This window comes from Thiohalocapsa sp. (genome assembly GCF_022340605.1).
Taxonomy (GTDB): domain Bacteria; phylum Pseudomonadota; class Gammaproteobacteria; order Chromatiales; family Chromatiaceae; genus Thiohalocapsa.
The window spans coordinates 73,831-99,783 of sequence record NZ_JAJDNQ010000050.1 but is presented as its reverse complement, the minus strand read 5'-3'; the positions used below and the strand labels follow the sequence as shown (position 1 = coordinate 99,783).

Genomic DNA, 25,953 nt, shown 5'->3' with positions numbered 1-25,953 from the left:
CGCGCTCGTGCGGAAGAGATTGGGCAACGATTGACCGCAACGCCAAAATCGAACGTGCGATGCATTCGCTACCATCAGCGGCCGGGGTGATCGTGCCCACCGCCACCGGCTACGGAGCTTAGAATGCAGCGCCCCGCCACCGCTGCACCCGGAAACGCCGCGGGCATGGCATTCAACCGCCCGGTCCGCGCCAACAGTCATACGGAGGAACCTGCATGTCCCAATCCGCTCTTGCCAGATCCCTGCTCAGCGCCGCATTGCTCGGCACGCTCTGCGTGACCGCCGGTATGGCCCGGGCCGGATCGGACGCAGGCGTCAGGGCGCAGACCCTGATCGACGTCAATCCGCTGCTGAGCGGCTACGAGATCCGTGTGACCAGGGCGGACGGGCGACTGCGCCTGGAGGGCGCCGTGGCCGACGAGTCGGACCGCGGCCTCGCCGCGGCGCTCGTGGCGCTGGCGGCGGACGGGGCCGAAGTCGACAACGCCCTGCGCCTGGACGCGCCCTTGCCCGATGCGCCGGGGCACCTGTTCACAGGCGAAGAGGACCTGACCACCGCGGCCAGGCTGCGCCAGATCCTGAGCTGGCAGAAGGACGCCGCGGGGCTCGACGTCGAGGTCAACGTGGACGGCGGCGCCGCGCACCTCAGCGGCAACGTCGGCACCACCTCGGAGCGCGACCGCATCGCCGCGCTCGCCGCCACCACCGAGGGCGTGGACCAGGTCTTCAACTACATCAGCGTCGACCCGGAGCTCATAGCGGCCATCCGCGACCGCCAGGCCGCCATCGCCAAGGCCCGGCACTCCGACGCCTGGATCGCCAACCGACTGCGCCGGCTGCTTCAGTTCAACACCACGGTCAACGCCCACAGCATCGAGGTCGAGGCGCGCGACGGCACCCTCGTCCTCAGCGGCACCGTCACCTCATCCGCCGAGCGCAGCGTCGCCGAGGCCCTCGCCGAGCAGGTGCCCGGCGTGACGGAAGTCGACTCTCAGCTCATTATCGAAAGGCCGCTCTGAGGCGAGCGCACGCAAGCGACACTCGGCCAGCCGGGGGCACCGGCACCGTGGGAGCGCCACTGCCTTTTGTGGCGCGATGACGGCCGCGCGACTGCAAGCCGCTTGGCACTTATTCGAGGCGTGGTGTGCTGCCTTGGCGCCGGTCGCGGCACCGAGAGTGCCGCTCCCACAAGGGGCTGCTGCCGCAAGAGCTGCTACACCGAAGACCTTCACAGCCTCTTCGCTTATCGGCCCCAAAACGGATGCGCGGCTTGCCACGGAGGCGCCGAGGTCGGGGTGGCGAGACCGAGCCTCGCCACCAGCCTAAACGATGATCGTCGCGGCGCTACTCGACCGTGACGGATTTGGCCAGGTTACGCGGCTGGTCCACATCGGTGCCCTTCAGCGTCGCCACGTGGTAGGCGAGAAGCTGCATGGGGATGGTGAAGACGATGGGGTCGATGAGGTCGCCGGTCTCGGGCAGACGGATGACGGTGATGCCGGGCTCCTCCTGCATGGGCACCTGCGTATCGGCGAAGACGAAGAGCTGGCCGCCGCGGGCGCGGACCTCCTCGAGGTTGGACTTGAGCTTTTCCAGCAGGGCGTTGTTGGGCGCCACGGCGACGACGGGCATGTCCTCGTCGATGAGCGCGAGCGGGCCGTGCTTGAGCTCGCCGGCGGGGTAGGCCTCGGCGTGGATGTAGGAGATCTCCTTGAGCTTCAGCGCGCCTTCCATCGCGATGGGGTATTCCTCGCCGCGGCCGAGGAACAGGCAGTGCTTCTTCTCGATGAAGTGCTCGGCCAGCTCGGCGATGCGCGCGTCGATGGCCAGCACCTCTTCCAGCTTGGCCGTGAGTCCGCGCAGCAGCCCCACCGCCCGGGCCTCGGCGTCCGCGTCCATGCCGCGGGTGCGGGCGAGGCTAAGGGTGAGCAGCAGCAGTGCTACGAGCTGGGTGGTGAAGGCCTTGGTGGAGGCGACGCCGATCTCGGGTCCGGCGTGGGTCAGCAGCACCAGGTCGGACTCCCGCACCAGCGAGCTCTCCGGCACGTTGCAGATGGCGAGCGTCTTGGCATAGCCGCTCTCCTTGGCGATGCGCAGCGCCGCCAGGGTATCGGCGGTCTCGCCGGACTGCGAGATGGTGACGAAGAGCGCGTCCTCGGGCACAACGTGCTTGCGGTAGCGGTACTCGCTGGCCACCTCCACCCGGCAGGGGATGTTGGCCAGGGCCTCGATCCAGTACTTGGCCACGAGCCCGGCGTGGTAGCTCGTGCCGCAGGCGACGATGGTGACAGCGCGGGCCGTTGCCAGCACCGCCTCGGCCTCCAGTCCAAACGCCTCCGGCAGCACCCGCTCGGCACCGATGCGGCCCTCCAGGGTGTCGGCGATGGCGCGCGGCTGCTCGAAGATCTCCTTCAGCATGAAGTGACGGTACTCGCCGCGCTCGGCGGAGTCCGCGGCCACGCGGGACTCGCGGACCGGGCGCTCGACGATGTCGCCGGCGCGGTCCCAGATGGTGACGCCGTCGAGCCTGAGCTCGGCGAGATCGCCTTCTTCCAGGAAGATGAAGCGGTTCGTCACCGGCAGCAGCGCGAACACGTCGGAGGCGATGAAGTGCTCCTGGAAGCCGACACCAATCACCAGCGGACTGCCCTGGCGGGTGGCGACGAGCCGGGTCGGGTCACGGGCGTCGATGACGCCGAGGGCGTAGGCGCCTTCGAGCCGCCCCCGGGTACGCCGGACGGCGTCGGTCAGGGAATATCCGGCGTCGAGCTCGTCGTAGATGGCGTGAACGACGACCTCGGTGTCGGTCTGCGACGTGAACCTGTGCCCGGCGGCAATCTGCTCGGCGCGCAGGGCGGCGTGATTCTCGATGATGCCGTTGTGAACGATGGCGCAGCGGTCGCCGGAGAGGTGCGGATGCGCATTCTCGGTGGACGGCTCGCCGTGCGTGGCCCAGCGGGTGTGGGCGATGCCGACGGTGCCGCCCACCGGCTCGGCGGCGACGGCATCCACGAGCTTCGCCACCTTGCCGAGGGTCCGCAGCCGGCAGATGCCGCCGTCGGCACTCAGCACGGCGAGCCCCGCGGAGTCATAGCCACGATACTCGAGCCGCTTCAGTCCTTCCAGCAAGATGGCCGCAACCGGCCGCTGTGCGATGGCGCCGACGATGCCGCACATAGGAGCATGCCTCCGAGGTTGTTGTACAAGCCCGCGAGAAACGGTCCCGATCGATCGATGCTCGGTTGACCGGGCTCACGGCCGAGGACCGAGCGTCGGGATCGCCGCCGGACTGCGCGCGTCCCTTGCACCCAGGTCCACCCCGATATCAGAACCCAACTCGTACACGCCCGGCCAGCGGGATCTCCCCGTGCTTGCGTGAGGGGCTATACCTTAGGTTTCTTTACGGGCCTCTCCCAGCCTTCGATCGTCACTTGCCGGCCACGCGCCAGGGTGAGTTGCTCGGCTGGCGCGTCGCGCACGATGACAGAGCCGGCGCCGATGGTGGCGCCGGCGCCGATGTTGACCGGCGCCACGAGCGCGGTGTTGGAGCCGATGAAGGCACCGTCGCCGATGACGGTGCGGTGCTTGTTGGCGCCATCATAGTTGCAGGTGATGGTGCCGGCACCGATATTGACGCCACGGCCCATTTCGGTGTCACCGATGTAGGTCAGGTGGTTGACCTTGCTGCCCTCGGCGATCTGCGACTTCTTGATCTCGACGAAGTTGCCGACGTGGCAATCGCGGCCGAGGTCCGCCTCCGGCCGCAGGCGGGCGAAGGGACCGACGCGGGCACCGGCGCCGACCCGAGCACCCTCGATGACGCAATTGGCCAGCACCTCGACACCCGGACCGATCTCGCAGTCCTTGAGCAGACAGTTGGGTCCGATGCGCGCACCGGCGCCGATGCGCACGCGGCCTTCGCAGATCAGATTCACGTCCAGCACCACGTCCCGCTCGCATTCCAACGTGCCGCGGATGTCGATGCGCGCCGGGTCGATGATGGTGGTGCCCCGGCGCATCAGGCATTCCGCCGTGCGCCGCTGATGGTAGCGCTCCAGCTCCGCGAGCTGAATGCGGTCGTTGATGCCCGCTACCTCTTCCAGTGTCTCGGGCTGCGCGGTGACCACGTCGACGCCGTCGCCGGTGGCTAGGCCGATGACATCGGTGAGGTAGTACTCGCGCTGCACGTTGTCGTTGCCGACGCGCCCGAGCCAGTCCTCGAGGCGCTGGCGGTGGGCGACGATGATGCCGGTGTTGACCTCGGTGATGGCGCGCTCGGCGTCGCTGGCGTCCTTGTGCTCGACGCTGCGCAGCACGCGGCCGTCGGCATCGCGCACGATGCGGCCGTACCCGGTGGGATCGGCGAGGGTCATGGTGAGCAGGCCCAGCGCCGTCTCCGCGCTGTCCGCCACCAGCCGGTTCAGGGTCTCCGGCTCGATGAGCGGCACGTCGCCGTAGAGCACCAGCACCCGCTCCACGCCGGTCATGGCCGGCAACGCTTGCTGCACCGCGTGCCCGGTGCCAAGCCGCTCGGCCTGCTCCACCCACGCGCATTCGGCGTCGGCCAGCGTGGATGGCACCATCTCGCCGCCGTGGCCGTAGACGACGCAGACCCGTGCCGCGCCGACCGCTTCGGCGGCGTCCAGCACGTGGCGTAGCAATGGCCGGCCAGCGAGGGGATGGAGGACCTTCGGCAGGGCGGAGCGCATGCGCGTGCCCTTGCCGGCGGCGAGGATGACGACGCCTAGGCTCATGACGCGAGAACCTTTGGTTGAGGAAGGCGGAACCCGGGAGCCGACTGTGTCATGGAGCGAAGGCTTGCCTGCCGTCCGTGTCGGGAGCTCGATCCGGGCACTCAGTGCAGGAGATGCCAGGCGGTGGACCCACCCGAGGCGTCCTGTTGCGGATCGCCGGCAGAATCGCCGGCATCGGGGTTTCGCACCCCGTAGACATGGATGCGCACGAGGAGACGCTGAGGGAGCCGCTTACCGGCCAGGGGATGGGTGCCGTCCATGGTGGGGCGGCCGTTGGCGACCTGCTGGGTCATCGGGTGCGCTGTGCTGTTCCGTTCGGTGCCAGTTATGCACCGGGAGCATAGCGCAGTCAACATGACGCGCAAAACGGACGGGCGACAGGAGCGCCCGTCCGCCGGAAGATCGGCGCCGACACGTGTGCGGCGTCAGCTCGCCTTCATTTTGCGCAGCTTCTCGATGGCGCGCAATTGAGCGATGGCCTCGGCCAGCTCGGCCTGGGCCTTGGCATATTCGAACTCGGCGGTCTGGCCGGCCAGCGCGTCCTCGGCGCGGCGCTTGGCCTCGAGCGCCTTGGCCTCGTCGATGTTCTCGGCGCGGATGGCGGTGTCCGCGAGCACGGTCACCACATCCGGCTGCACCTCCAGCATGCCGCCGGAGACGTAAAAGTGGTCCATCTGCCCGTGTTGGTCTTCGACGCGGACGTCGCCGGGCTTGAGCCGCGTGATCAGCGGCGCATGGCGTGGGGCGATGCCGAGCTCGCCCATCTCGCCGGGGACGTAGACCATCGACGCGCTGCCGGAGTGGATCGCACCCTCGGCGCTGACGATATCCACGTGGATCTGCATTGCCATATCGGCGTGCTCCAGGGCTCTGTAATCCAGAGAAATCTCTTGTTCGGCGGATGCTGCCGGTGTGTGGCGCCGCACGCTGCCCGCCCGGCCATGGCCGGCGCGGGCGGCAGCGGCGCCGGACCGGTTACATCTTCTGCGCCTTCTCAACCGCCTCGTCGATGGAGCCGACCATGTAGAACGCCTGCTCCGGCAGCGAGTCGTGGTCGCCGTTGACGATGGCCTTGAAGCCGGCAATGGTGTCCTTCAGCGACACGTACTTGCCGGGCGAGCCGGTGAACACCTCCGCCACGAAGAACGGCTGCGACAGGAAGCGCTGGATCTTGCGCGCGCGGGCGACGATCAGCTTGTCCTCGTCGGAGAGCTCGTCCATGCCCAGAATGGCGATGATGTCCTTCAACTCCTTGTAGCGTTGCAGCGTGCCCTGCACCGCACGGGCGGTCTCGTAGTGCTCCTGACCGACGATGTTCGGGTCGAGGATACGGCTGGTGGAATCCAGCGGGTCCACGGCCGGGTAGATGCCCAGCTCCGCGATCTGACGCGACAGCACCAGGGTGGCGTCCAAGTGCGCGAACGTGGTTGCCGGCGACGGGTCGGTGAGGTCATCAGCCGGCACGTAGACTGCCTGGAACGACGTGATGGAGCCGGTGTTGGTGGACGTGATGCGCTCCTGCAGAGCACCCATCTCGGAGGCCAGGGTCGGCTGGTAGCCCACCGCGGAGGGCATGCGGCCGAGCAATGCGGACACCTCGGTGCCGGCCAAGGTGTAACGATAGATGTTGTCGATGAACATCAGCACGTCACGGCCCTCGTCGCGGAAGTACTCCGCCATGGTCAGGCCGGTGAGCGCGACGCGCAGGCGGTTGCCGGGCGGCTCGTTCATCTGGCCATAGACCAGTGCCACCTTGTCGAGCACGCCGCCCTCGGTCATCTCGTGGTAGAAGTCGTTGCCCTCGCGGGTGCGCTCGCCGACGCCGGCGAACACCGAGAAGCCGGAGTGCTCGACGCCGATGTTGCGGATCAGCTCCATCAACGTGACGGTCTTGCCGACGCCGGCGCCGCCGAACAGGCCGACCTTGCCGCCCTTGGCGATGGGCATGATGAGGTCGATGACCTTGATGCCGGTCTCGAGGATCTCCGCCGCACCGGACTGCTCCTCGAAGGACGGCGGCTTGCGGTGGATGGCCCAGTGCTCCTCGGCGCCGACGTCACCCTTCTCGTCGATGGGCCGGCCGAGCACGTCCATGATGCGCCCGAGGGTCGCCTGCCCCACCGGCACGCTGATGGGCTTGCCGGTGTTGCTGACGTCCACGCCGCGCTGCAGGCCATCGGTGGAGCCCATGGCGATGGTGCGCACAACGCCGTCGCCGAGCTGCTGCTCCACCTCCAGCGTCAGCCCGGACTTGTCGATGGTCAGCGCATCATAGACTTTGGGCATGTCGTCACGAGGGAATTGGACATCGACGACGGCGCCGATGATTTCCACGACCTTACCGGAGCTCATAGTTCTTTCCTCGTCTGCTACTTCGCGCGAGGGCGCAAAGCGATCGATGTATTGGATTGGGAATTCGGTCGGTACGGGTTGCTTACACCAGGCCTCAGACCGCGGCGGCGCCACTGACGATCTCGGAGATTTCCTGCGTGATCGCCGCCTGACGTGCCTTGTTGTAGACGAGCTGAAGCTCATCGATGAGGCCGCCGGCGTTGTCGGTGGCGGCCTTCATGGCGACGCGGCGGGCGGCCTGCTCGCAGGCGCCGTTCTCCACCACGGCCTGGTAGACCAGTGACTCGATGTAGCGCGAGAGCAGGTTGTCCAGCACCAAGCGGGCATCGGGCTCGTAAATGTAGTCCCAGATCGGGCCGCTCGGGCCATCCTCGGGCGCCTGCAGAGGCACCAGCTGCCGGATCGTGGGCTGCTGGGTCATGGTGTTCACGAACTCGTTGTAGGCGATGTAAATGACGTCGATCTCGCCCTGCTCGTAGGCGTTCAGCATCACCTTGATGGTGCCGATGAGATCCTCGATGTGCGGCTTGTCGCCGAGGTGCGTCACCTGCGCCTCGACGTGACCGCCGAAGCGGCGGAAGAAGCCGAGGGCCTTGTTGCCGACGGTGCAGAAGGTGGATTCGACGCCGGCGGCACGATCCTCGCGGATCTGCATCACCAGCTTGCGGAACAGGTTGGCGTTAAGGCCGCCGCAGAGACCACGGTCGGAAGACACGACGATGTAGCCGACGCGCTTCACGGCGCGCTCGGTGGCGAGGAAGCTGTGGTTGTACTCCGGCGATGCCTTGGACAGGTGCGTGATCACCTGCAGCATCTTCTCCGCGTACGGGCGCGACGCACGCATCCGATCCTGCGCCTTGCGCATCTTGGACGTGGCGACCATCTCCATGGCCTTCGTGATCTTCTGCGTGCTCTTGATGCTCGCGATCTTGGTGCGGATCTCTTTGGCGCCTGCCATAAGGGGCTCCTAACGGAAGGTTCTAACTGTCGGTATCCGAGTACGCAGCCATCACTTCATGCGAAGACCAGGCGCTTAGGGCCGAGTGCCAGGGGCCGGGGCCGGGGCGCTCGGCCCCCGGCGCTTGGCCCGGGAATCCTAGGCCCGGCGGGGCCCCAGCGGCGCGAGCTCACCGGGCCACCTCAACCTGGCCGACAGCTCGAACTTACCAAGTGTTGTTGGCTTTGAAGTCCTTCAGCGCGGCGTGCAAGGACTCCTTGATCTCGTCGCTGTAGTCGCCGGACGCGTTGATCTTGTCCAGCAGCGGCTTCTGCGCGGAGCCCATGTAGCTCTGCAGGGCACGCTCGAAGTCGACGACCTTCTTGACCTCGACGTCGTCCAGGTAGCCCTCGTTGACGGCGAACAGCGACACGGCCATTTGCGCCACGCTCATCGGGCTGTACTGGACCTGCTTCATGAGCTCCGTGACGCGCTCACCGCGCTCGAGCTGCTTGCGGGTGGCCTCGTCCAGGTCGGAGGCGAACTGCGAGAAGGCGGCCAGCTCGCGGAACTGGGCCAGCGCCAGGCGAATACCGCCACCGAGCTTCTTGATGATCTTGGTCTGCGCCGCACCACCGACACGCGACACCGACAAGCCCGCGTTGATGGCGGGGCGGATACCGGCGTTGAACAGGTCGGTCTCGAGGAAGATCTGGCCGTCGGTGATGGAGATGACGTTGGTTGGCACGAAGGCGGACACGTCACCGGCCTGGGTCTCGATGATGGGCAGCGCCGTCAGCGAGCCGGTCTTGCCCTTCACCGCGCCGTTGGTAGCCTTCTCGACGAAGTCGGCGTTGACCCGCGCGGCACGCTCCAGCAGGCGCGAGTGCAGATAGAAGACGTCACCCGGATAGGCTTCGCGACCCGGCGGGCGGCGCAGCAGCAGCGACACCTGGCGGTAAGCCCAAGCCTGCTTGGTGAGGTCGTCGTAAATGATGAGCGCGTCCTCGCCCTTGTCGCGGAAGTACTCGCCCATGGCGCAGCCGGCGTAGGGGGCGATGAACTGCATGGCCGCGGAGTCGGAGGCGCCGGCGTGCACGATGATGGTGTGCTCCATGGCGCCGTGCTCTTCGAGCTTGCGCTGCACCGCCGCCACCGAGCTGTTCTTCTGGCCCACGGCGACGTAGATGCACTTAACGCCGGTGCCCTTCTGATTGATGATGGCGTCCACGGCCACGGCGGTCTTGCCGGTCTGGCGGTCGCCGATGATGAGCTCGCGCTGGCCACGGCCGACGGGCACCATGGCATCGATCGCCTTGAGGCCGGTCTGCAAAGGCTGATCGACAGACTGACGGGCGATGACACCCGGGGCGATCTTCTCCAGCGACGAACTGCCCGCGGATTGCACCGGACCCTTGCCGTCCAGCGGCTGACCCAAGGAGTCGATGACGCGGCCGAGCAGGCCCTCGCCCACCGGCACCTCCAGCACGCGGCCGGTGCAGCGCACCCAGTCGCCCTCGGACAGGCTGGTGTAGTCGCCGAGCACCACGGCGCCGACCGAATCGCGCTCCAGGTTCAGCGCCAGGCCGAAGATGTTGTTCGGAAACTCCAGCATCTCGTAGTACTGGGCGTCCGACAGGCCGTAGATGCGCACGATGCCGTCGGTGAGGCTGACGATCGTGCCCTCGGCCCGCGCCTCGGTCTTGAGATCGAACTGTTCGATCTTCTGTTTGATCAGATCGCTGATCTCAGAGGGATTCAGTTGCATGGCTTTGCTCCGAAAGGGCTCAGATGGGGCTCCGATATGGGTGCGCGCCGCCGCGGTACGCGGCGGCGAACATCAGAATTGCAGGTCGTTGGACAGCCGCTCCAGCTTGCCGCGCACCGAGCCGTCGATGACGATGTCACCGGCACGCACCTTGATGCCGCCGATGAGGCTCGGGTCGTCCGCAACGCTTAGGTCCACGTCGGCGCCGAAATGGGCCTTCAGCCGCTGCGCCAGCTCCTCGCGCTCGGCGTCGGAGACCGGGAAGGCACTGGTCACTTCGATGTGGCGCAGCCCGTCGTAAATGGTCTTCATCTGCGCGAACAACCGCGCGACGTCCGGCAGCACGATGAGGCGCTTGTTGGCGGCCAAGAGCCTGACCAGATTCTGCTGGTGCTCGGTCAGGCCCTCGCCGGCGACGCCGAAGATCAGCTCGATGAGCTGCTGCGCGGTCGCGTTCGGGTTGTCGATCTGTTCCGCGACCCGCGGGTCCGCGACGATGGCGCCGAGCAGCACGAGCCCGTCGGCCCAGGCGTCCATGTTCCCGTCCGCCTTGGCAACCTCGAAGGCCGCCTCGGCATAGGGGCGGGCGATGGTGGTGGTGTCTCCGGCCATGCTGTGCCCCTAGATTTGCTTGGCGAAGGCTTCGACGATGTCCTTGTGCGCACGGGCGTCGACTTCCTTCTGCAGGATCTTCTCTGCCGCCGCGATGGCCAACTGCGCCATGCGCTCACGCAACTCCTCGCGTGCCCGATTCGCCTCCAGCTCGATCTCCGCATGCGCCGCGTGGCGAATGCGCTCGGCCTCCGCGACGGCGTCGCGCTTGGCCTCGTCCAGGATCTCGTTGTAGCGCTTCTGCGCCTGCGTAACGATGTCCGCGGCACTGGACTTGGCCTCTTTCATGACCTCCAGCGCGCGCTGCTCGCCCAGCTCCTGCTCCTGCTTGCCGCGCTCGGCGGCGGCGAGCCCCTCGGCGATCTTCGCCGTGCGCTCCTCCAGCGCCTTCATGATCGGCGGCCACACGTACTTCATGCAGAAGGCGACGAACACGCCGAAGGCGATCATCTGCACGAGCAAAGTAAGGTTGATGTTCATCCGTCTGCCTTTCTGACGTTTGCCTCTAGTGTGGAACGGCGGCCAGCGGCGCGCGCCGTCGACCGCCCGACTTCAGCTCCGCGGGTTGAGCTTCCTGAGGACCGGAAGTCGGCTCAGAGGGCAAACATCGCATACAGGCCCATCGCGATGGCGATGACCGGCAGCGCGTCGGTCAGACCCATGACGATGAAGAACTGGGTGCGCAGCATCGGGATCAGCTCGGGCTGACGGGCCGCGCCCTCCAGGAAACGGCCACCCAGAACACCGATGCCGACACCGGCGCCGATGGCACCGAGACCGAGCATCAGACCGGCGGCGACGTAGACGAGTGCTTGTGCGAGCTCCATTTGGATTCCCCTCGGGATCTGCTTGGGTTGGAAGGTTAGGGTGTAGGTTGTCGCGCGGCGCCCCGGTTGGCGACATGCAGCGCCGCGTGGGCGTGCCTGCGGTTGAGCCGCCGAGCCGGGACCGAGACGCCGGGCCTGTAGCGTTGCGCCTCAGTGGTGCGAATGCGCCATGTCGAGGTAGACGATGGTGAGCACCATGAAGATGAAGGCCTGCAGCGTGATGATCAGGATGTGGAAGATGGCCCAGGCCAGTTGCAGCACGCCGCCGGAGAGGTCGAGTACCAGGTTGTGGCCGTACATCAGCGCGATGAGGATGAAGATCATCTCGCCGGCATACATGTTTCCGAACAGTCGCAACGACAGCGAGAGCGGCTTCGAGAACAGGTTGATGCCTTCAAGCAGCAGGTTCGCCGGCATGCCGAACTTGCCGAACGGCTGCATGGTCAGCTCCGCCGCGAAGCCACCGACGCCCTTGACCTTGAAACTGTAGAAGAGCACCAGCAGGAACACCGTCAGTGACATGCCGAAGGTGATGTTCGGGTCGGTGCTGGGCACGACGCGCATGTAAACGTGGTGCGGGTCGGCGCCGAACAGCCCCATGAAGTGCGAGAAGGCGTAGGGGATCAAGTCAACCGGAATCAGGTCCATGAGATTCATCAAGAAGACCCAGACGAACACGGTGAGCGCCAGCGGGGCCACCATGTCGTTCTTGGCGGAGAAAGACCCGCGCACGTTCTCGTTGACAAAGTCGACGATCCACTCGAAGAAATTCTGCGCCCGGTTGGGCACGCCGGCACTGGCCTTCTCCGCGACGCCGAGCATCCAGCGGTAGGCGAGATAGCCGAGGCCGAAGGACCACAGCAGGCTGTCCACGTTGAGCGCCCAAAAGCCCATGGCGGCGGCCTCTTCGGCGTTGTGCGCGAAGGTCAGGCCGTGGTCCGGGAGGAAGCCCAGGGTCAGGTTGGTCAGGTGGTGCTGGATGTATTCCTGCGCGGTAAGCGTTTCAGCAGACATCGGTCAAGTCCGGTTGGCAAACTCTGTTGGCGGCGGTCTTAGCGTGACGGCCGCGATGCAAACAGCGCGGGCAGCACCTGCACCGCGAAATAGGTGCCGAGCAGTGCCGGCAGGTTGAGATCCGCGAGGGTGACGAACGCGAGCGTGAAGAGGCCGAGCACCAAGAAGATCTTGACGATTTCGGCGGCATAGATCCGCAGCGCGAGTTCCGACGGCGCCTGGGCGCAATATCGACGGAAGACCCTCAGGGCGAAAACCCAGTTGGCGAGGAGACAGACACCAGCGCCGATCGCCGCCGATTCGAGAGTCGTCAAGCCGAACGGCGCCGCAGTCAGGACTGCGGCAACAGCAAAGGCCAACTGCCAAAAAAGCAGCCGGCGAAGCTGGGCACGATCACGCGGACCGATGCCACGGGAATCCCCCGAAATCACCTGCCCCCCGCAAAGAGCCGCGAGTATAAGCGTGCTCGAATATTCGGGTCAAACCCCCAATGAACCTCACGGCCAGCTCGCATTACCAGCAACCCCACGGCGTTACGGATTAATGACGACGCATCTGGGCAGATTCCACTGGACACCTAGCGGATATGCCCGAGGATGCCATCGAGCTCGTCGAGGCTGTTGTAGGCGATGACCAGCTTGCCGGCGCCCTTGCTGCCGTGCTGGATCGCCACGCGGGCGCCAAGCCGCTCGGCGAGGTCGTCCTGCAAGCGGCGGATGTCCGGGTCCTCTGCCGCGGAGCGGTTGCGCGGTGCGCCCCCTTCTTCGCCCTGCAACCTGCGCACCAGCCGCTCCGTCTCGCGCACCGAGAGCCCGCGCGCCACCACCTGCCGCGCGGCCAGGGTCTGGGTGTCGCCCTTGAGCCCGAGCAGGGCGCGGGCGTGGCCCATCTCCAGCCGTCCGGCATCCAGCAGCGACTTGGTCTCGGCGCCCAGTTCCTGGAGCCGCAGCAGGTTGGTAACCGTGGTGCGGGACTTGCCGACCGCCTCCGCCACCTGCTGGTGGGTGAGGCCGAATTCCTCTTGCAGCCGTTGCAGCGCGCCGGCCTCCTCCAGGGGCGCCAGGTCCTCGCGCTGAATGTTTTCGATGAGCGCGATGGCGAGGGCGGTTTGCTCGTTGACCTCGCGCACCACCACGGGGATGTCGTTGAGCCCCGCCTGCTGGCTCGCACGCCAGCGCCGCTCGCCGGCGACGATTTCGTAGCGGTCGCCGACCACCGGGCGCACCACGATGGGTTGCAGCACGCCCTGGCTGGCGATGGAGTCGGCGAGCTCGCGCAGGCCATCCGGGTCGAACTCACGGCGCGGTTGGTAGCGGCCGCGGTCGATGCAATCCAGCGGCAAGCGCAGAACCGCATCGCCGGGCACCGCCCGGGTGAGTGGCTCGGCGGCCTCGGCCGGCCCCGCCTCCGCGGGCTCCGGCTCCCGCGCACCGCCCAGCAGGGCGTCGAGTCCGCGGCCGAGGCCGCGCTTCTTAACGCTGGTCATGGGGCGCTGATCCTCCGGCGCTGGGGTCGCGCCGCCGGGGTCGTTGGCCGCCGGCTCTGCTGCTGTGGATATCGGGGCATCGGCTGAGGGCGGCGGGTCGAGGAGCGAGATGGCGTTTCGCATGTGCGGGGCGGAGCAGACGCGGCCTAGGCGGCGTTCGGCGCCTGCTCGCGGCGGCGCAGCACCTCGCCGGCAAGGGCCAGATAGGCCAGGGCGCCGCGGGAGTTGGCGTCGTATTGCAGCACCGACAGACCGTGGCTGGGCGCTTCGGCGAGGCGGACGTTGCGCGGCACGATAGTCCGGTACACCTGCCCCTTGAAGTGGGTGATGAGCTGCGTGGACACCTGGTTGGACAGGTTGTTGCGCGGGTCGTGCATGGTGCGCAGGATGCCGTCGATGCGAAGCGAGGCGTTGCGACTGGCGCGGATCTGGTCGATAGTGTCGAGCAGGGCCGAGAGCCCCTCGAGCGCGTAGTACTCGCACTGGATCGGGATCAGCACGCCGTCCGCCGCCACCAACGCGTTCACGGTCAGCATGTTCAGCGACGGCGGGCAGTCCAGCAGAATGATCTCGTAGGCCGCGGACTGCGCGGCGAGCTTGGTGGCCAGCGTGCGCTCGCGTGCCTCGGCCTGCATCAGGCCCACCTCGGCGGCGGTCATGTCGCCGTTGGACGGCAGCAGATCGAAGCCGGGCTCCGGCGTCGACACGCGCACCACGCACTGCGAGAAGCTCGCGTCCTCCAGCAGCAGGTCGCAGCCGGTGCGCTCCAGCGCGTTCTTGTCCACGCCGACGCCCATGGTGGCGTTGCCCTGCGGGTCCATGTCCACCAGTAGCACGCGGCGCTTCATGGAGGCGAGGGACGCGGCGAGGTTCACGGCCGTGGTGGTCTTGCCGACGCCGCCTTTCTGGTTTGCGATCGCGATGATGCGGGCCATGGGGTGTTGTGGGGGCTCTCGTGGGGCTGTGAGGGCGCCTCGGGACGTCCCTGTTGGAAGAAGATTTGCGTCACGTCGTGCAGTCGCGTCCTGCCTGGGTCCGGGCTGCCAGGTCCGGGCTGCCAGGTCCGGGCTCCGGGGCGCATCCGCCGGGCTTGTTCGGGACGCGGCGCTCGAGCGTCCGGGGCGCCACCGTCGCGGGCTCAGTCGAACGGCACCTCGATGACACTGCGCTCGGCGTCGAGCCCGGGTACTTGCAACGCGTGCACCGACACGGCGGCCATGCGCACGCGCGGCAACGCCGCGGCGGCGAGCCCGGCGACCTCGGCATCCGGATCGCGGCCTTTCAGCGCCAGCAGCACGCCGCCCGGCGCCGTGAGCGGCGCGCATTCGGCGCACAGCGCCGCCAGCGGTGCCACCGCACGCGCGGTAATGGTAGCGAAATTCACCTGCGGCCGGTACGCCTGCATCCGCGCCTGCACCGGGGTGACGTTGCCGAGCTCAAGCTCGAGCACCGCCTGACGCACGAATCGGATCTTCTTCCCGTTGCTGTCCAGCAGCGTGAAGTCGAGCTCCGGACGCAGGATGGCCAGCGGCAGCCCCGGCAGGCCGGGGCCGGTGCCGACGTCGAGCAGCGGCCCGCGCCGCACAAGGGGCAGCACGGCGAGACTGTCGAGCAGGTGGCGCGGGACCATCTCGGCCGGGTCGCGCACGGCGGTGAGATTGTAGGCGAGGTTCCAGCGCGCGAGCAGGGCGATGAAGGCGAGCAGCTGCGCGCGTTGAGCCTCGCCGGCGTCGATCCTGAGGGCGGCCAGGCCGGCGTTGAGCGCCGATGGACCGTCCGCGGCCGGCGGTGGCGAGGTCCCGGCACTTGCCATCAAGCGCTCCGGCGCTTCAGCATCAGCCAGTACTTGGCGCGGCTGGTGAACATGCGATAGGGCTCGTTGTCAGTCATGGGTGGTAATCCTCGCGGGGCTTCAAGTGCCGGGTGCCGCGAACGATGCGGTTGTTGCGCGGCAGTCTACCCGGTTGAACACCCGACCGTACCCACCAGCCATGCGTGCGTCGCGCCCGGCGCGGCCGCTAACGACGCGGCTGCTGTCATTGCTCAAGCCGCAGCGGCATTAGCGGCATTCGCAAGCAGCCGCGTGCCGTGGCTAAAGCGCTGCGCCTCTTCCGCCTCGCCGTGCTGGCGGCGGCGTCGATCATAACTTCGCGCCGACGTGGGAGCACCGTCCGCGGCGCGACGGGCGCCCAGTCGCGCCGAGGACGCGGCTCCCATCCCACGCGGCCACGGCTGCGGTCGGGAGTATGATCAAGGTGGTCGCGGCCGCGGAATGCGCTTACGGGTGCTGAGTCTATTGGCGTTTGGTCCCGACTCGTCGTTTCAAGGTATCGCCCCAGCATCCTGCGATGCCGAGCCATGCTCAAATCTATCCGATGCGCGCCATGGCAACCACAGCACCAAGAATCCTAGACCGCGGTCGCGGCCCGGAAATCGCCGGAAGTTAGACAGATATTGCAGGCGACCAAGGGCTCGGCACGCCGGAAAATTGCCGGGATTCAGGCAACCGGGAGTTGGACAACCCAGCCATGACTCGACGAGTCATGAGCGACCACGACATCGAAGGCCAATTCGCGATGTTGCTCGACATCTGGACGGGTGATGGGTGGGCCGATCTGTGGCGATAAATGGCTGTTGCGGTCTACACCTTCGCCGACTTGAGGCTCGCGACCGATGCCTCTGATGCCGCGGTGTGGGAATGCTGCCAAGCCAACGAGGTGGTCCTAATCACCGGCAACCGCAACGACGACGGGCCGACCTCGCTGGAATCAACCATCCGACGCTGCGGGAAGGATACGTGTCTGCCGGTAATCACAATCGCCCGACCCGCTCAAGTCCTGATCGAACGCCGGTATGCAGAGCGAACGGCAGAAGCCGTTCTCGAGTTTCTCCTGAATCTGGACAAGCTAAGGGGCGTCGGCAGGCTTTTTGCCCACTGATGTTGACGTTGCTCCAGGGAGGATCGGAGTGCGCATCACGTTCTTGGGGGCGAAACAAAACGGCAGCACCGGCACGTAAGCGGGTGCCGATCGCGCCGAGGAGGGCGCTCCCACAGCGGTGGACGGACTTACGAACAAGGCCCTAGCTGGGCACGCCATTGGAGACCATCAGCGATGGCCGGCACCATCAGGCGCTCTGCCGCTTGAGATGGATCAGCAGCAGCGACACCGCCGCCGGCGTCACGCCTGGGATGCGCGCTGCCTGGCCGATGGTGGCCGGCCGCACCCGCTGGAACTTCTCGCGCACCTCGGCGGACAGGCCGCGCACGTTGGCGTAGTCGAAGTCCGCCGGTAGGGTGCGGGCGTCCTCGGCGCGCTGCCGCGCCACCTCGTGCTGCTGGCGCTCCAGGTAGCCCGCGTATTTGGCCTGGATCTCGATCTGCTCGGCCACCTGGGCATCGTCCACGCCGGGACCCAGGCTTTCAGCCTGCATCAGCTCGGTATAGCCCACGCGCGGGCGGGCCAGCAGCTCCAGCGCGCGTATCTCGCGGGCGATGGTCTCGCTGGTGCTTGCCACCAGCGCCACGGCCGCCGGCGTGCCCGGCCGCACCCAGCACTCGCGCAGCCGCGCCTGTTCGCGCTCGATGGCCTCGCGCTTGGCCTCGAAGCGCCGCCAGCGCGCATCGCCGACGAGTCCCAAGCGCCGGCCGGTCTCGGTCAGGCGCAGATCCGCGTTGTCCTCGCGCAGCATCAGCCGGTACTCGGCGCGGCTGGTGAACATGCGGTAGGGCTCGGTGGTGCCGCGGGTGATGAGGTCGTCCACCAGGACGCCGATATAGGCCTCGTCCCGGCGCGGTGACCAGGGCTCGCGCCCCTGCACCGCGAGCGCCGCGTTGGCGCCGGCGAGCAGGCCCTGCGCCGCGGCCTCCTCGTAGCCTGTGGTGCCATTGATTTGGCCAGCGAAGTAGAGGCCGGGCACGAAACGGGTCTCCAGGGTGGGCGCAAGGTCACGCGGGTCGAAGAAGTCGTATTCGATGGCATAGCCGGGCCGGGTGATGTGCGCCTGCTCGAAGCCCGGGATGGAGCGCACCAGGTCGAACTGCACCTCGAACGGCAGGCTGGTGGAGATGCCGTTGGGGTAGACCTCGGTGGTGTCCAGCCCCTCCGGCTCCACGAAGATCTGGTGCGACGCCTTGTCCGCGAAGCGCACGATCTTGTCCTCGATGGACGGGCAGTAGCGCGGCCCGACGCCCTCGATGACGCCGGTGAACATGGGCGAGCGCGACAGCCCGGCGCGGATGATCTCGTGCGTGCGCTCGGTGGTGCGGGCGATGTGGCAGCTCACCTGGGGCGGGTGCTCGGTGGGGTCGCCGAGGTACGAGAACACCGGCACGGGGTCGTCGCCCGGCTGCTCTTCCAGCTTGGAGTAGTCGATGCTGCGGGCGTCGATGCGCGGCGGCGTGCCGGTCTTGAGCCGGTCCACGGCGAAGGGCAACTCGCGCAGCCGCTCAGCCAGCGCGATGGACGGCGGGTCGCCGGCGCGCCCGCCACGATAATTGCTTAAGCCCACGTGAATGCGCCCGCCGAGGAAGGTGCCGACGGTGAGCACCACCGCCGGCGCGCGGAACGCGAGCCCGGTCTGGGTGCGCACGCCGGCGACTCGCTCGCCGTCCAGCATGAGATCGTCCACCGCCTGCTGGAACAGCCACAGGTTCGGCTGGTGCTCCACGGCGCCGCGCACTGCCGCCTTGTACAGCAGCCGGTCCGCCTGGGCGCGGGTGGCACGCACGGCCGGCCCCTTGCGGCGGTTGAGAATACGGAACTGGATACCGCCGCGGTCCGCGGCGCGGGCCATGAGGCCGTCGAGCGCGTCGATCTCCTTCACCAGATGCCCCTTGCCGATGCCGCCGATGGCGGGGTTGCAGCTCATCTGGCCGATGGTCTCGATATTGTGCGTGAGCAGCAGCGTGCGCGCGCCAAGCCGCGCCGCGGCGAGCGCGGCCTCGGTGCCGGCATGGCCGCCGCCGACGACGATGACCTCGAAGCAGTGATTGTCGGACATGGGTCGCATTCCTCGTGGACGAGGCAAATATACTAGGCAATGGGCCTCTCGAAGAAGAAAAGCGCTGAAAATTCAGCATTTCCGAGCCCAGCGGCGTCAACGCCGACGGACGACCACAAGCGGGCATGCCACCGGCATGCCGCACTCACAGCTAGGCGGACCCATGCTCCAAACCTTGCGCAAGCCACCAGCCGAGGCGCCGCTGCACGCGGTGCTCGACGCCGCGGACGCGGTCATCCTCGGCAAGCCCCACCAACTCCGGCTCGCGCTGGCCTGCCTCCTGGCCGGCGGGCATCTGCTCATTGAAGACGTGCCGGGCGTCGGCAAGACCACGCTGGCGCAACTGCTGGCGCGCCTGCTCGGGCTCCAGCATGCGCGTATTCAGTTCACCAGCGACATGCTGCCGGCCGACGTGGTCGGCGTGTCCGTGTACGACCGCGGCAGTGAGCAGTTTCGCTTCCACCGCGGGCCGATCTTCGCGCAGGTGGTGCTGGCCGACGAGATCAACCGCGCCACGCCCAAGGCGCAGAGCGCACTGCTGGAGGCGATGGAGGAGCGACAGGTGACCGCGGAAGGCGAGACCCGGCCGCTGCCGGCGCCCTTCTTCGTCATCGCCACCCAGAATCCGTTCTACCAGATCGGCACCTTCCCGTTGCCAGAGTCCCAGCTCGACCGGTTTCTGATGCGCCTCACGCTGGGCTATCCCGACGCGGACCAGGAGAAGGCCCTGCTCGCCGGCCGCGACCGCCGCGAGATGCTGGGGGACCTCGAGCCAGCGATGGACGCCGACGGCCTGATCAAAGCCCAGCAGGAGGTGCTGGCCGTCCACGCGTCCGCCGCGGTCATCGACTACTGCCACGCCATCCTGCGCTTCACCCGCAACAGCGAGCGCTTCGTGCACGGGCTCTCGCCGCGTGCCGGGCTTGGCCTGCTGCGCGCCGCCCGCGCCTGGGCGCTGCTGGCTGGGCGCGACTTCGTCCTGCCGGAGGACATCCAGCGCGTGCTGCCGGCCGTGGTACCGCACCGGCTCGCCACCGGCGACGACGACAGCGCCGGCGGCCACGCGGCCATTGCCGAGCTGATCCTGGAGTCGGTGCCGGTGAGCTGACAGCCGCCGGCTCGCCGCCCCCGGCGCCTCCAGCGCGGGCGACGCGAGCACCGGCAGCGTTGTCGCCTGCCTCTCCCTGTATCTCTCAGTGCGCATGCCCAATCCGCCGAGCACCCGATCCAGCGCCACCGCTCCCCGGGCACGCCGATCTCGGTCGGCCCCCGGGGAGGGCGCACGTCAGTCGGCCGTGCACGTAGGCGCGATCCGAGCCGACGGCCGAAGCCCTCTGGCGGCGGGCCTGCAGGCGACCCTGGCGCGAGCCGCTCGACGCCTGCGCCGGCGCGGCGAGGCGCCCGACTCGGCCACCGCCGCGACCCATCACCGCCGCATCTACATCCTGCCCACCAGGGCTGGACTCAGTTACGCCGCGGTGATGCTCGCGACCCTGCTGGGCGCGCTCAACTACCAGAACAATCTCGGTTTGTTCTTGAGCTTTCTGATGGTCTCCATCGCCCTCGTGGGCATGCACCACTGCTGGTTCCAGCTGCTGGGGCTCACGGTGCAGGCGCGCGACGGGCTGCCGGTGTTCGCCGGCGAGACGGCGCGCTTCCCGGTGCTCGTGCAGGAGCATCGGCAGAAGCCTCGGCCGCAGCTGCGCATCACCGACGGACCGGCCTTCGCGCTCACCGCCGGCGGCGAGGCCCGGGCGGCGCTGAGTCGCCCGGCGCGCCAGCGCGGCCCGATGCCGCTGGAGCGCGTGGTGCTGGAGACTCGCTACCCGTTCGGTTTGTTCCGCGCCTGGACGGTCCTGCGCCCGCGCGCGGAGGTGCTGGTGTACCCCAAGCCCGCGTCACGGGCACCGCAGCCACCGCTGATCGCGCACTTCGACCAACAGGGCCGCGGCGACCTCGGCACCGGTGCCGAGGACTTCGTCGGCCCCCGCGCCTACCAGCCGGGCGACTCGCCAAGGCAGCTGGACTGGAAGGCATACGCCCGCGAGCGCGGGCTCATCGTCAAGCAGTTTGGCGGCGACCAGTCGGCGCGCGTGCGCGTGGACTGGGACGCGGTGCCGGGCGCCGACCCGGACCAGCGCCTGTCCGTGCTCGCGCGCCAGGTGCTGGACGCCGATGCGCTGAGCTGCAGCTACGGCCTGCGCCTGCCGGGCATGAGCATCGACTACGACCGCGGCGGCCGGCACAAGCACCGTTGCCTCGCAGCGCTGGCACGCTTCTCGCCGGGACACCGCCCGCAGGCGCCGCCGGAGGCACGCGAGCTTCAGTCCGCTGACCACGCGCGCAAGCGCGGAGGCTAGGATGCGCGCACCGGCCTGGCGCCTTTTGCGCAAGTTCCCCTCCATCGCCGGCGCCCGCCGCGCCGATCGGCGCCGCCGCGGCGAACCGTCGCCGGCCGACACCCCGGACCGCCATCAACTCATCGCCGCGACGACCCTGATCGCGCTGTGTACCCTGCCGCTGCTGCCGGAGCTGGACCGCCAGGTGGGTGCCTTCGTCGTCGGCATCTTGGTGCTGCGCGGCGTCGCCATCCGCTGGCCGCGGTGGCGCCCCGGCATGGCGGTGCTGGCGCTGCTCACCGTCGTCGGCGGCGCCAACGTCCTGGACGCCTACCACAGCATCTGGGGTCGCAATCCCGGCACGGCGCTGCTGCTGTCGATGGTGGCGCTGAAGCTGCTGGAGGTGCGGAGCCTGCGCGACCTGCGCGTGCTGCTGCTGGTGTTCTATTTCCTGCTGGTGGTGCAGTGCCTGTTCGGCGACTCACCCTGGCGGCTCGCATTCCTCGCCGGGCTGCTGGTGGCAGGCTTCGGGCTGCTGCGGGATTTGGGTCTGCCCGTGCACCCACCCGCGGCGCCGGCGCGCGTGCGGGAGGGGCTACGCAGCACCACCATCATGGCGCTCCAGGCGCTGCCGCTGGCACTGGTGCTGTTCGTGTTCTTCCCGCGGCTCGACGCGCCGCTGTGGAACCTCGGGCTCGACAACCCCAACGCCGTCACCGGCCTCAAGGACTGGCTGGAGCCGGGCTCGGTGACGGACCTGGTGATCTCCGGCGAGGACGCGATGCGGGTGCACTTCGACCGTCCGCCCCCCATCGTCGTCGACCGCATGTATTGGCGCGGCCCGGTGCTCTGGCACGCGCGCGGCAACCGCTTCGAGCCGGCGCGGCACGGTGAGTTCCCGGAGGCCACCGTCGACGTCGCGCCCATTTCCGAGCCCATCGGCTACACGGCCCTGCTGGAAGCCAGCGACCAGCGCTGGATCACGGCCCTCGACGGCCCCATCGGCGCACCCCGCGGCGCCACCCTGACCCCAGACCTGCAGGTGCTCGCCGACCGGCCCATCGACGAGCGGCGCCTGTTTCGGCTGCGCTCCGCACTGTCCTACCGCGCCGCCGGGCTGACACTGGAGGAGGAGGCCGCGGCTACCCAACTACCCGAGGACAAGGTCACACCGCGCATGCGTGCGCTTGTGGCCGGCTGGACCGCCGATGATCCGCCCGCCGAGACCGTCGTTGAGCGGGCGCTCGCGTATTTCAACCAGCAACCGTTCCGCTACACGCTGTTGGCGCCCGACATGGGCGAGAAGGCCGCGGATACGTTCCTGTTCGAGGCCCGGGCGGGCTTCTGCGAGCACTACGCGGCGGCCTTCACCCTGCTGATGCGCATCGCCGGCATCCCGACCCGAATCGTCCTCGGCTACCTGGGTGGCGAGCGCAACCCCTACAGCGACGACTATCTGATCCGACAGTCCGAGGCCCACGCCTGGACCGAGGTCTGGCTGGACGGCAGAGGCTGGACGCGGGTCGATCCCACCGCCGCCGTCGCCGCCAATCGCGTGGACCCGGAAGGCGAATTCGCCCGCCTCGGTGCCGGCGCACCGGCGCGCTTCCGCCTGGACCACACATCCTCCCTCGGCCGCCTGCTCTACAACCTGCGCCTCGCCGCCGACGCCTTCGACGCCGCATGGCAGCAATGGGTGGCGGACTTCTCCCACTTCAAGCAGCAGCGACTGCTCGCCAACATCGGCCTCGGCCCGCTCCGGGACATCGGCCTTGTTGCCGTCATGGCGCTGGCCGGCGCAGTCGTCATGCTCGCCTGGGGCCTTTGGCTCGCCCGCCCACCGGGGGCCGCCGACCCCGTCGTCGCCGCCTACGCCGACTTCCAGCGGCGGCTGCGGCGGATCGATCCCGAGCTCACCAAGCGCCCGGATGAGGGGCCGCTGGACCACCTCGCCCGGCTCGCCGCCGCCCGGCCGGAGCTCGTCGCCGCGGCCGAACCCGTGGTCGATGCCTATGTGCGGTTGCGGTATGCGGGCAGCAGCGCCGGACCAGACCTGCTCGGCCGGCTGCGCCGCGCCGTGCGCAATCTGCATTGAACCCGGACAGAGCGGTTGACCGCTTGCAATCGCTTCGACATGCCCGCGGTTGTTGGATTTCCGCTCAACGATGCGAGGCTTGCGGACACGTCGAATAATTCAAGGTCCCCTTGCCTCTCAGGCATCATAGTGCTTGTTCAATTCCCGCTTCGCGTCATTGTGCCAAGCGTCGACAATGACGTCTGCGGCCGTTCCACAATCCCTGCCGATGCCAGCCCAAGTCACGGTACCGCCCCAACAGACGACGAACCAGCGCCCGTCAGTGAGCCGCCAGAAGCGATACAAGCCACTCAGCGTATCATGAAAAACCGCCTTTTCCCTGGGTGAGCAGTCATGGACGTTCAGCGACATTGGGTCGGTTCTCGTGGCTTGCATGTTGGAAAGCTCGCGTGTTGAAAAAAGCAGTCCCTTGGCATGCGTGGACATGCCCGCCATCGCGCCTCAAGACTGCTCCATGTGCCACTGCACCGCGTGGCGCACCAGCTCGCCGCTGGTGGCAAGTCCGAGCTTGCGCTTGATCTTCTCGCGGTGGGATTCGACGGTCTTGACGCTCAAGTGCAGCCGCTCGGCGATCTTCGAGGTGGACATCCCCTGGCCAATGAGGCCGAAGACCTCCAGCTCGCGGTCACTCAGGTCCTCGATGCTCGATGCGCCGCCCTCCTTCTTCTTGGCGAAGCCGTTGATGACGCGCTCCACCATCTTCTCGCTGAGATAGATTCGGCCCGCTAGCACCTGGCGAATCGCCTCCAGCACCTGCTCGGTGACCTGATGCTTGTTCACGTAGCCGCGGGCGCCGGCGTTGATGGCACGCTCGGCGAACAGCGACTCTTCGTGCATAGAGCACACCAGCATCTTGAGTTCCGGGTTGTGCACCTTCAGCCGCTTGATGAGGTCGATGCCACTCCCGTCTTGCAACGAAATATCGACAAGCACCAGATCGGGCGCCGCGGTCCGCACCACCTCGAGAGCATCCCGGATGCTACCCACCTCCCCGCAGACAGAGAGATCTGGTTCATCAGCAATGATGCTGCGCAGACCGGCGCGTGCCACCGGATGATCGTCAACGATAAGAATGCGGCTCGGTCGATTAGCCATGGAATTGTCCCTTGCAGTGCGTCAATGCCAAACCGTGGTCCTGGACCCCGATTCCACGCGCGGGACGGCAAGCTTCGGATTGCCTCGCATGCCGACCCGTACGCGGGCCTGTTCTAATGCGGCTTTTCAGCCTTTCCACCACGCTCTATGAAGCGTTGCGCCACGCCGTCCTTGGCAGCAATCTCCCTCGCCAGGAGCATTGAGGACGCGGCTCGGTTTGCTCCTTGCCCCCGCCGACATGGTCAGACCACTCTTCCTCACCGTCCCGGATACCCGCTGACGGTGCGTCCCCCGTGCCTGCATCCGCTTCGTAGCATGTATAGTGGCGTAGACGCGCCCATGCGACTATTGATCTCGCGCCTATTGCCCGTTAGGTACCCCGCAGAATGGGACCTAAGTGGGCCTCTGAAGCAAACTCCGGGTCTGCACTATGTGTACTAGGAAGGGCCGGTATAGCTGGCTAGGGAGACGCCGCGTACTCGGCAGCGCCCAGCGGGGGGAATGTCGGAACATGCTCGATGCCGGCAAGGTGCTGAAAATGCGGGCATTCGGCAACGGCGTTCTCGAATGCCGTGCCGAACCTGGCCAAGCATGGCCAATAATCAGCGTGTTCCTAGAGGTGCCGCGAGGAGAACTGCTCGGGTGGATGAATCCGACCGATCTGCGGCATGCTTTCCCAAGTGGAAGGTGTGCGCGGTGTGGTGGGGAAGCGCTAAAGCAATGTTGCGTATGGAGCCATCACAACCCGGGAATTCGGTAAAGATATAGACCCAAGGTCGGTCCTGTTCTCCGTTCAGTCTGGGAGATCCACCACGGTGAACTTGCGAGGCGTCATTTTGGAATGTGACACCGGAGACGCGTTATCGGCCCAGTTGCCGCCGGTACAGCTCGCGAATGTCGGGGGGCAACTGCTCCAGGGCGGCGGGGTCTTCCTCCGGCAGCGGTCCGGTGCGCGACCCACCCAGCGCGTCCAGTTGCTCCTGCGCCTGCTTCAGCTTGTTCTGCAATTGCGCCGCCGCGTTCAGATCCAGGGTCGTGGAAGCTCCCGCCTGAGCCGGCAGTACGTTGTTGCCGGCAGCCTCGAGTGAGGCGGCGACGTCATCCGGCAGTTGGCCGAGCTGGTGCGTGCCGACTGGCGGTGAGCCGGCTGCGGACGTGCCGACTGGGTTCGTGCCGACCTGTTGCCTGCCGACCTGTTGCCTGCCGACCTGTTGCCTGCCGACCTGTTGCCTGCCGTCTGGGGCGGAGGTCTGTGCCCATGCGCGAGCATCCTCTTCGGGCAAGTCCCGAGGGCCTTTTGCCGTCGGCGCCCCTCGGTCGTGGGGCTTAGGACCGGCAGCGGCCGCCACCGGAGACGTCGGCTCAGGCTTCGGGCCAAGCGAGAACGTTATTGCCACGGCAGTCAAGGCAACCACCACGCTGACGATCGCCAACGTGATGAAAAGGTCGTTGATGCCGGCGCGTCTGCGATGCTTCCGACGCCTCAGCGCCTGCCGGCGTTCTTCTATCGTCTTGCTCACCGGTTGCCCCCGTTGGTCATCCGGCACACATGCGCGTGCGATTCTTGATAACCCCTACATTCTACAGCGCCTCCCGTGTCCGAAATGCGGTATTTCGGTCACAGCGCGTTGTCGCGACTCGAGACATCCCCGTGGTGCGAACCAGGCGGTGCA

The 25,953-nt window shown here is 67.6% G+C and carries 24 protein-coding genes; 5 read left to right on the top strand and 19 right to left on the bottom strand.

Going from position 1 to position 25,953, the window contains the following annotated elements; genetic code table 11:
* Positions 1-215: 215 nt before the first annotated feature.
* Positions 216-1,019 carry a BON domain-containing protein gene (locus LJE69_RS06735; RefSeq protein WP_296923021.1) on the top strand — a complete coding sequence of 268 codons (804 nt, stop codon included), beginning with the start codon at positions 216-218 and terminating at the stop codon, positions 1,017-1,019.
* A 325-nt stretch (positions 1,020-1,344) separates the two neighbouring features.
* Here the strand turns inward: LJE69_RS06735 and glmS are convergent, their stop codons facing one another.
* The 15 genes from glmS to rsmG all read right to left on the bottom strand — a co-directional run bounded on the left by glmS (position 1,345) and on the right by rsmG (position 15,563).
* Complete coding sequence (gene glmS, locus LJE69_RS06730; protein WP_296923018.1) at positions 1,345-3,177, bottom strand: glutamine--fructose-6-phosphate transaminase (isomerizing); 1,833 nt, start codon at positions 3,175-3,177, stop codon at positions 1,345-1,347.
* Positions 3,178-3,383: 206 nt separating this feature from the next.
* Positions 3,384-4,754, bottom strand: coding sequence for a bifunctional UDP-N-acetylglucosamine diphosphorylase/glucosamine-1-phosphate N-acetyltransferase GlmU (gene glmU, locus LJE69_RS06725; protein WP_296923015.1), 1,371 nt, complete (start codon positions 4,752-4,754; stop codon positions 3,384-3,386).
* A gap of 101 nt (positions 4,755-4,855) precedes the next feature.
* Entirely contained in the window at positions 4,856-5,047 is a 192-nt protein-coding gene (locus LJE69_RS06720; protein WP_296923013.1) for a hypothetical protein, read from the bottom strand.
* Between the two features lie 132 nt (positions 5,048-5,179).
* Entirely contained in the window at positions 5,180-5,605 is a 426-nt protein-coding gene (locus tag LJE69_RS06715) for a F0F1 ATP synthase subunit epsilon (protein ID WP_296923010.1), read from the bottom strand.
* A 124-nt stretch (positions 5,606-5,729) separates the two neighbouring features.
* On the bottom strand, positions 5,730-7,106 hold the full coding sequence (atpD, locus tag LJE69_RS06710) for a F0F1 ATP synthase subunit beta (RefSeq protein ID WP_296923007.1): 1,377 nt from the start codon (positions 7,104-7,106) through the stop codon (positions 5,730-5,732).
* 94 nt (positions 7,107-7,200) lie between these two features.
* Positions 7,201-8,064 carry a F0F1 ATP synthase subunit gamma gene (atpG, locus tag LJE69_RS06705; protein WP_296923002.1) on the bottom strand — a complete coding sequence of 288 codons (864 nt, stop codon included), beginning with the start codon at positions 8,062-8,064 and terminating at the stop codon, positions 7,201-7,203.
* Between the two features lie 205 nt (positions 8,065-8,269).
* A complete protein-coding gene (atpA, locus tag LJE69_RS06700) occupies positions 8,270-9,811 on the bottom strand; it encodes a F0F1 ATP synthase subunit alpha (protein ID WP_296922999.1) in 1,542 nt (513 codons plus the stop codon).
* A 72-nt stretch (positions 9,812-9,883) separates the two neighbouring features.
* Positions 9,884-10,423, bottom strand: coding sequence for a F0F1 ATP synthase subunit delta (locus LJE69_RS06695; protein WP_296922996.1), 540 nt, complete (start codon positions 10,421-10,423; stop codon positions 9,884-9,886).
* A 9-nt stretch (positions 10,424-10,432) separates the two neighbouring features.
* Positions 10,433-10,903: a F0F1 ATP synthase subunit B gene (locus LJE69_RS06690; RefSeq protein WP_296922993.1), complete on the bottom strand. Its 471-nt coding sequence runs from the start codon at positions 10,901-10,903 to the stop codon at positions 10,433-10,435.
* Positions 10,904-11,016: 113 nt separating this feature from the next.
* Complete coding sequence (gene atpE / locus LJE69_RS06685; RefSeq protein WP_058557788.1) at positions 11,017-11,250, bottom strand: F0F1 ATP synthase subunit C; 234 nt, start codon at positions 11,248-11,250, stop codon at positions 11,017-11,019.
* Between the two features lie 150 nt (positions 11,251-11,400).
* Positions 11,401-12,264, bottom strand: a complete 864-nt coding sequence (atpB, locus tag LJE69_RS06680) for a F0F1 ATP synthase subunit A (protein WP_296922991.1) — start codon at positions 12,262-12,264, stop codon at positions 11,401-11,403.
* Positions 12,265-12,302: 38 nt separating this feature from the next.
* A complete protein-coding gene (locus tag LJE69_RS06675; protein WP_296922988.1) occupies positions 12,303-12,695 on the bottom strand; it encodes an ATP synthase subunit I in 393 nt (130 codons plus the stop codon).
* 146 nt (positions 12,696-12,841) lie between these two features.
* The gene (locus LJE69_RS06670; RefSeq protein ID WP_296922985.1) at positions 12,842-13,750 is read right to left on the bottom strand and encodes a ParB/RepB/Spo0J family partition protein; all 909 of its coding nucleotides are present in this window, start codon (positions 13,748-13,750) and stop codon (positions 12,842-12,844) included.
* Between the two features lie 146 nt (positions 13,751-13,896).
* Positions 13,897-14,685, bottom strand: coding sequence for a ParA family protein (locus LJE69_RS06665; protein ID WP_296922982.1), 789 nt, complete (start codon positions 14,683-14,685; stop codon positions 13,897-13,899).
* A 203-nt stretch (positions 14,686-14,888) separates the two neighbouring features.
* On the bottom strand, positions 14,889-15,563 hold the full coding sequence (gene rsmG, locus LJE69_RS06660; protein WP_296922979.1) for a 16S rRNA (guanine(527)-N(7))-methyltransferase RsmG: 675 nt from the start codon (positions 15,561-15,563) through the stop codon (positions 14,889-14,891).
* Between the two features lie 814 nt (positions 15,564-16,377).
* Here rsmG and LJE69_RS06655 point away from each other — a divergent pair.
* On the top strand, positions 16,378-16,689 hold the full coding sequence (locus LJE69_RS06655; RefSeq protein WP_296922976.1) for a hypothetical protein: 312 nt from the start codon (positions 16,378-16,380) through the stop codon (positions 16,687-16,689).
* A 187-nt stretch (positions 16,690-16,876) separates the two neighbouring features.
* On the opposite strand, the gene mnmG is transcribed toward LJE69_RS06655, so the two are convergent.
* On the bottom strand, positions 16,877-18,751 hold the full coding sequence (gene mnmG / locus LJE69_RS06650) for a tRNA uridine-5-carboxymethylaminomethyl(34) synthesis enzyme MnmG (RefSeq protein WP_296922974.1): 1,875 nt from the start codon (positions 18,749-18,751) through the stop codon (positions 16,877-16,879).
* 163 nt (positions 18,752-18,914) lie between these two features.
* Between mnmG and LJE69_RS06645 the strand changes: the two genes are divergently transcribed.
* The 3 genes from LJE69_RS06645 to LJE69_RS06635 all read left to right on the top strand — a co-directional run bounded on the left by LJE69_RS06645 (position 18,915) and on the right by LJE69_RS06635 (position 23,185).
* Complete coding sequence (locus tag LJE69_RS06645) at positions 18,915-19,859, top strand: AAA family ATPase (RefSeq protein WP_296922972.1); 945 nt, start codon at positions 18,915-18,917, stop codon at positions 19,857-19,859.
* A gap of 187 nt (positions 19,860-20,046) precedes the next feature.
* Entirely contained in the window at positions 20,047-21,111 is a 1,065-nt protein-coding gene (locus LJE69_RS06640) for a DUF58 domain-containing protein (RefSeq protein WP_296922970.1), read from the top strand.
* Between the two features lies 1 nt (position 21,112).
* Complete coding sequence (locus LJE69_RS06635; protein ID WP_296922967.1) at positions 21,113-23,185, top strand: DUF3488 and transglutaminase-like domain-containing protein; 2,073 nt, start codon at positions 21,113-21,115, stop codon at positions 23,183-23,185.
* Positions 23,186-23,302: 117 nt separating this feature from the next.
* Here LJE69_RS06635 and LJE69_RS06630 read toward each other — a convergent pair whose 3' ends face one another.
* The 3 genes from LJE69_RS06630 to LJE69_RS06620 form a co-directional block, all read right to left on the bottom strand.
* A complete protein-coding gene (locus tag LJE69_RS06630) occupies positions 23,303-23,536 on the bottom strand; it encodes a hypothetical protein (RefSeq protein WP_296922965.1) in 234 nt (77 codons plus the stop codon).
* 90 nt (positions 23,537-23,626) lie between these two features.
* Positions 23,627-24,280 (bottom strand): response regulator transcription factor, encoded by a 654-nt coding sequence (locus tag LJE69_RS06625; RefSeq protein WP_296922962.1) that lies wholly within the window; start codon positions 24,278-24,280, stop codon positions 23,627-23,629.
* An 860-nt stretch (positions 24,281-25,140) separates the two neighbouring features.
* The gene (locus LJE69_RS06620) at positions 25,141-25,827 is read right to left on the bottom strand and encodes a hypothetical protein (protein WP_296922960.1); all 687 of its coding nucleotides are present in this window, start codon (positions 25,825-25,827) and stop codon (positions 25,141-25,143) included.
* Positions 25,828-25,953 lie beyond the last annotated feature (126 nt).

Coding starts and splice junctions, on each gene's coding strand:
- LJE69_RS06690 (WP_296922993.1), bottom strand. CDS start 10,903: ATGAACATCAACCTTACTTTGCTCGTGCAGATGATCGCCTTCGGCGTG.
- mnmG (WP_296922974.1), bottom strand. CDS start 18,751: ATGTCCGACAATCACTGCTTCGAGGTCATCGTCGTCGGCGGCGGCCAT.
- LJE69_RS06735 (WP_296923021.1), top strand. CDS start 216: ATGTCCCAATCCGCTCTTGCCAGATCCCTGCTCAGCGCCGCATTGCTC.
- LJE69_RS06670 (WP_296922985.1), bottom strand. CDS start 13,750: ATGACCAGCGTTAAGAAGCGCGGCCTCGGCCGCGGACTCGACGCCCTG.
- LJE69_RS06665 (WP_296922982.1), bottom strand. CDS start 14,685: ATGGCCCGCATCATCGCGATCGCAAACCAGAAAGGCGGCGTCGGCAAG.
- glmS (WP_296923018.1), bottom strand. CDS start 3,177: ATGTGCGGCATCGTCGGCGCCATCGCACAGCGGCCGGTTGCGGCCATC.
- atpA (WP_296922999.1), bottom strand. CDS start 9,811: ATGCAACTGAATCCCTCTGAGATCAGCGATCTGATCAAACAGAAGATC.
- atpB (WP_296922991.1), bottom strand. CDS start 12,264: ATGTCTGCTGAAACGCTTACCGCGCAGGAATACATCCAGCACCACCTG.
- LJE69_RS06625 (WP_296922962.1), bottom strand. CDS start 24,280: ATGGCTAATCGACCGAGCCGCATTCTTATCGTTGACGATCATCCGGTG.
- LJE69_RS06715 (WP_296923010.1), bottom strand. CDS start 5,605: ATGGCAATGCAGATCCACGTGGATATCGTCAGCGCCGAGGGTGCGATC.
- LJE69_RS06635 (WP_296922967.1), top strand. CDS start 21,113: ATGCGCGCACCGGCCTGGCGCCTTTTGCGCAAGTTCCCCTCCATCGCC.
- atpG (WP_296923002.1), bottom strand. CDS start 8,064: ATGGCAGGCGCCAAAGAGATCCGCACCAAGATCGCGAGCATCAAGAGC.
- LJE69_RS06720 (WP_296923013.1), bottom strand. CDS start 5,047: ATGACCCAGCAGGTCGCCAACGGCCGCCCCACCATGGACGGCACCCAT.
- glmU (WP_296923015.1), bottom strand. CDS start 4,754: ATGAGCCTAGGCGTCGTCATCCTCGCCGCCGGCAAGGGCACGCGCATG.
- atpD (WP_296923007.1), bottom strand. CDS start 7,106: ATGAGCTCCGGTAAGGTCGTGGAAATCATCGGCGCCGTCGTCGATGTC.
- atpE (WP_058557788.1), bottom strand. CDS start 11,250: ATGGAGCTCGCACAAGCACTCGTCTACGTCGCCGCCGGTCTGATGCTC.
- LJE69_RS06695 (WP_296922996.1), bottom strand. CDS start 10,423: ATGGCCGGAGACACCACCACCATCGCCCGCCCCTATGCCGAGGCGGCC.
- LJE69_RS06655 (WP_296922976.1), top strand. CDS start 16,378: ATGGCTGTTGCGGTCTACACCTTCGCCGACTTGAGGCTCGCGACCGAT.
- LJE69_RS06645 (WP_296922972.1), top strand. CDS start 18,915: ATGCTCCAAACCTTGCGCAAGCCACCAGCCGAGGCGCCGCTGCACGCG.
- rsmG (WP_296922979.1), bottom strand. CDS start 15,563: ATGGCAAGTGCCGGGACCTCGCCACCGCCGGCCGCGGACGGTCCATCG.
- LJE69_RS06630 (WP_296922965.1), bottom strand. CDS start 23,536: ATGTCGCTGAACGTCCATGACTGCTCACCCAGGGAAAAGGCGGTTTTT.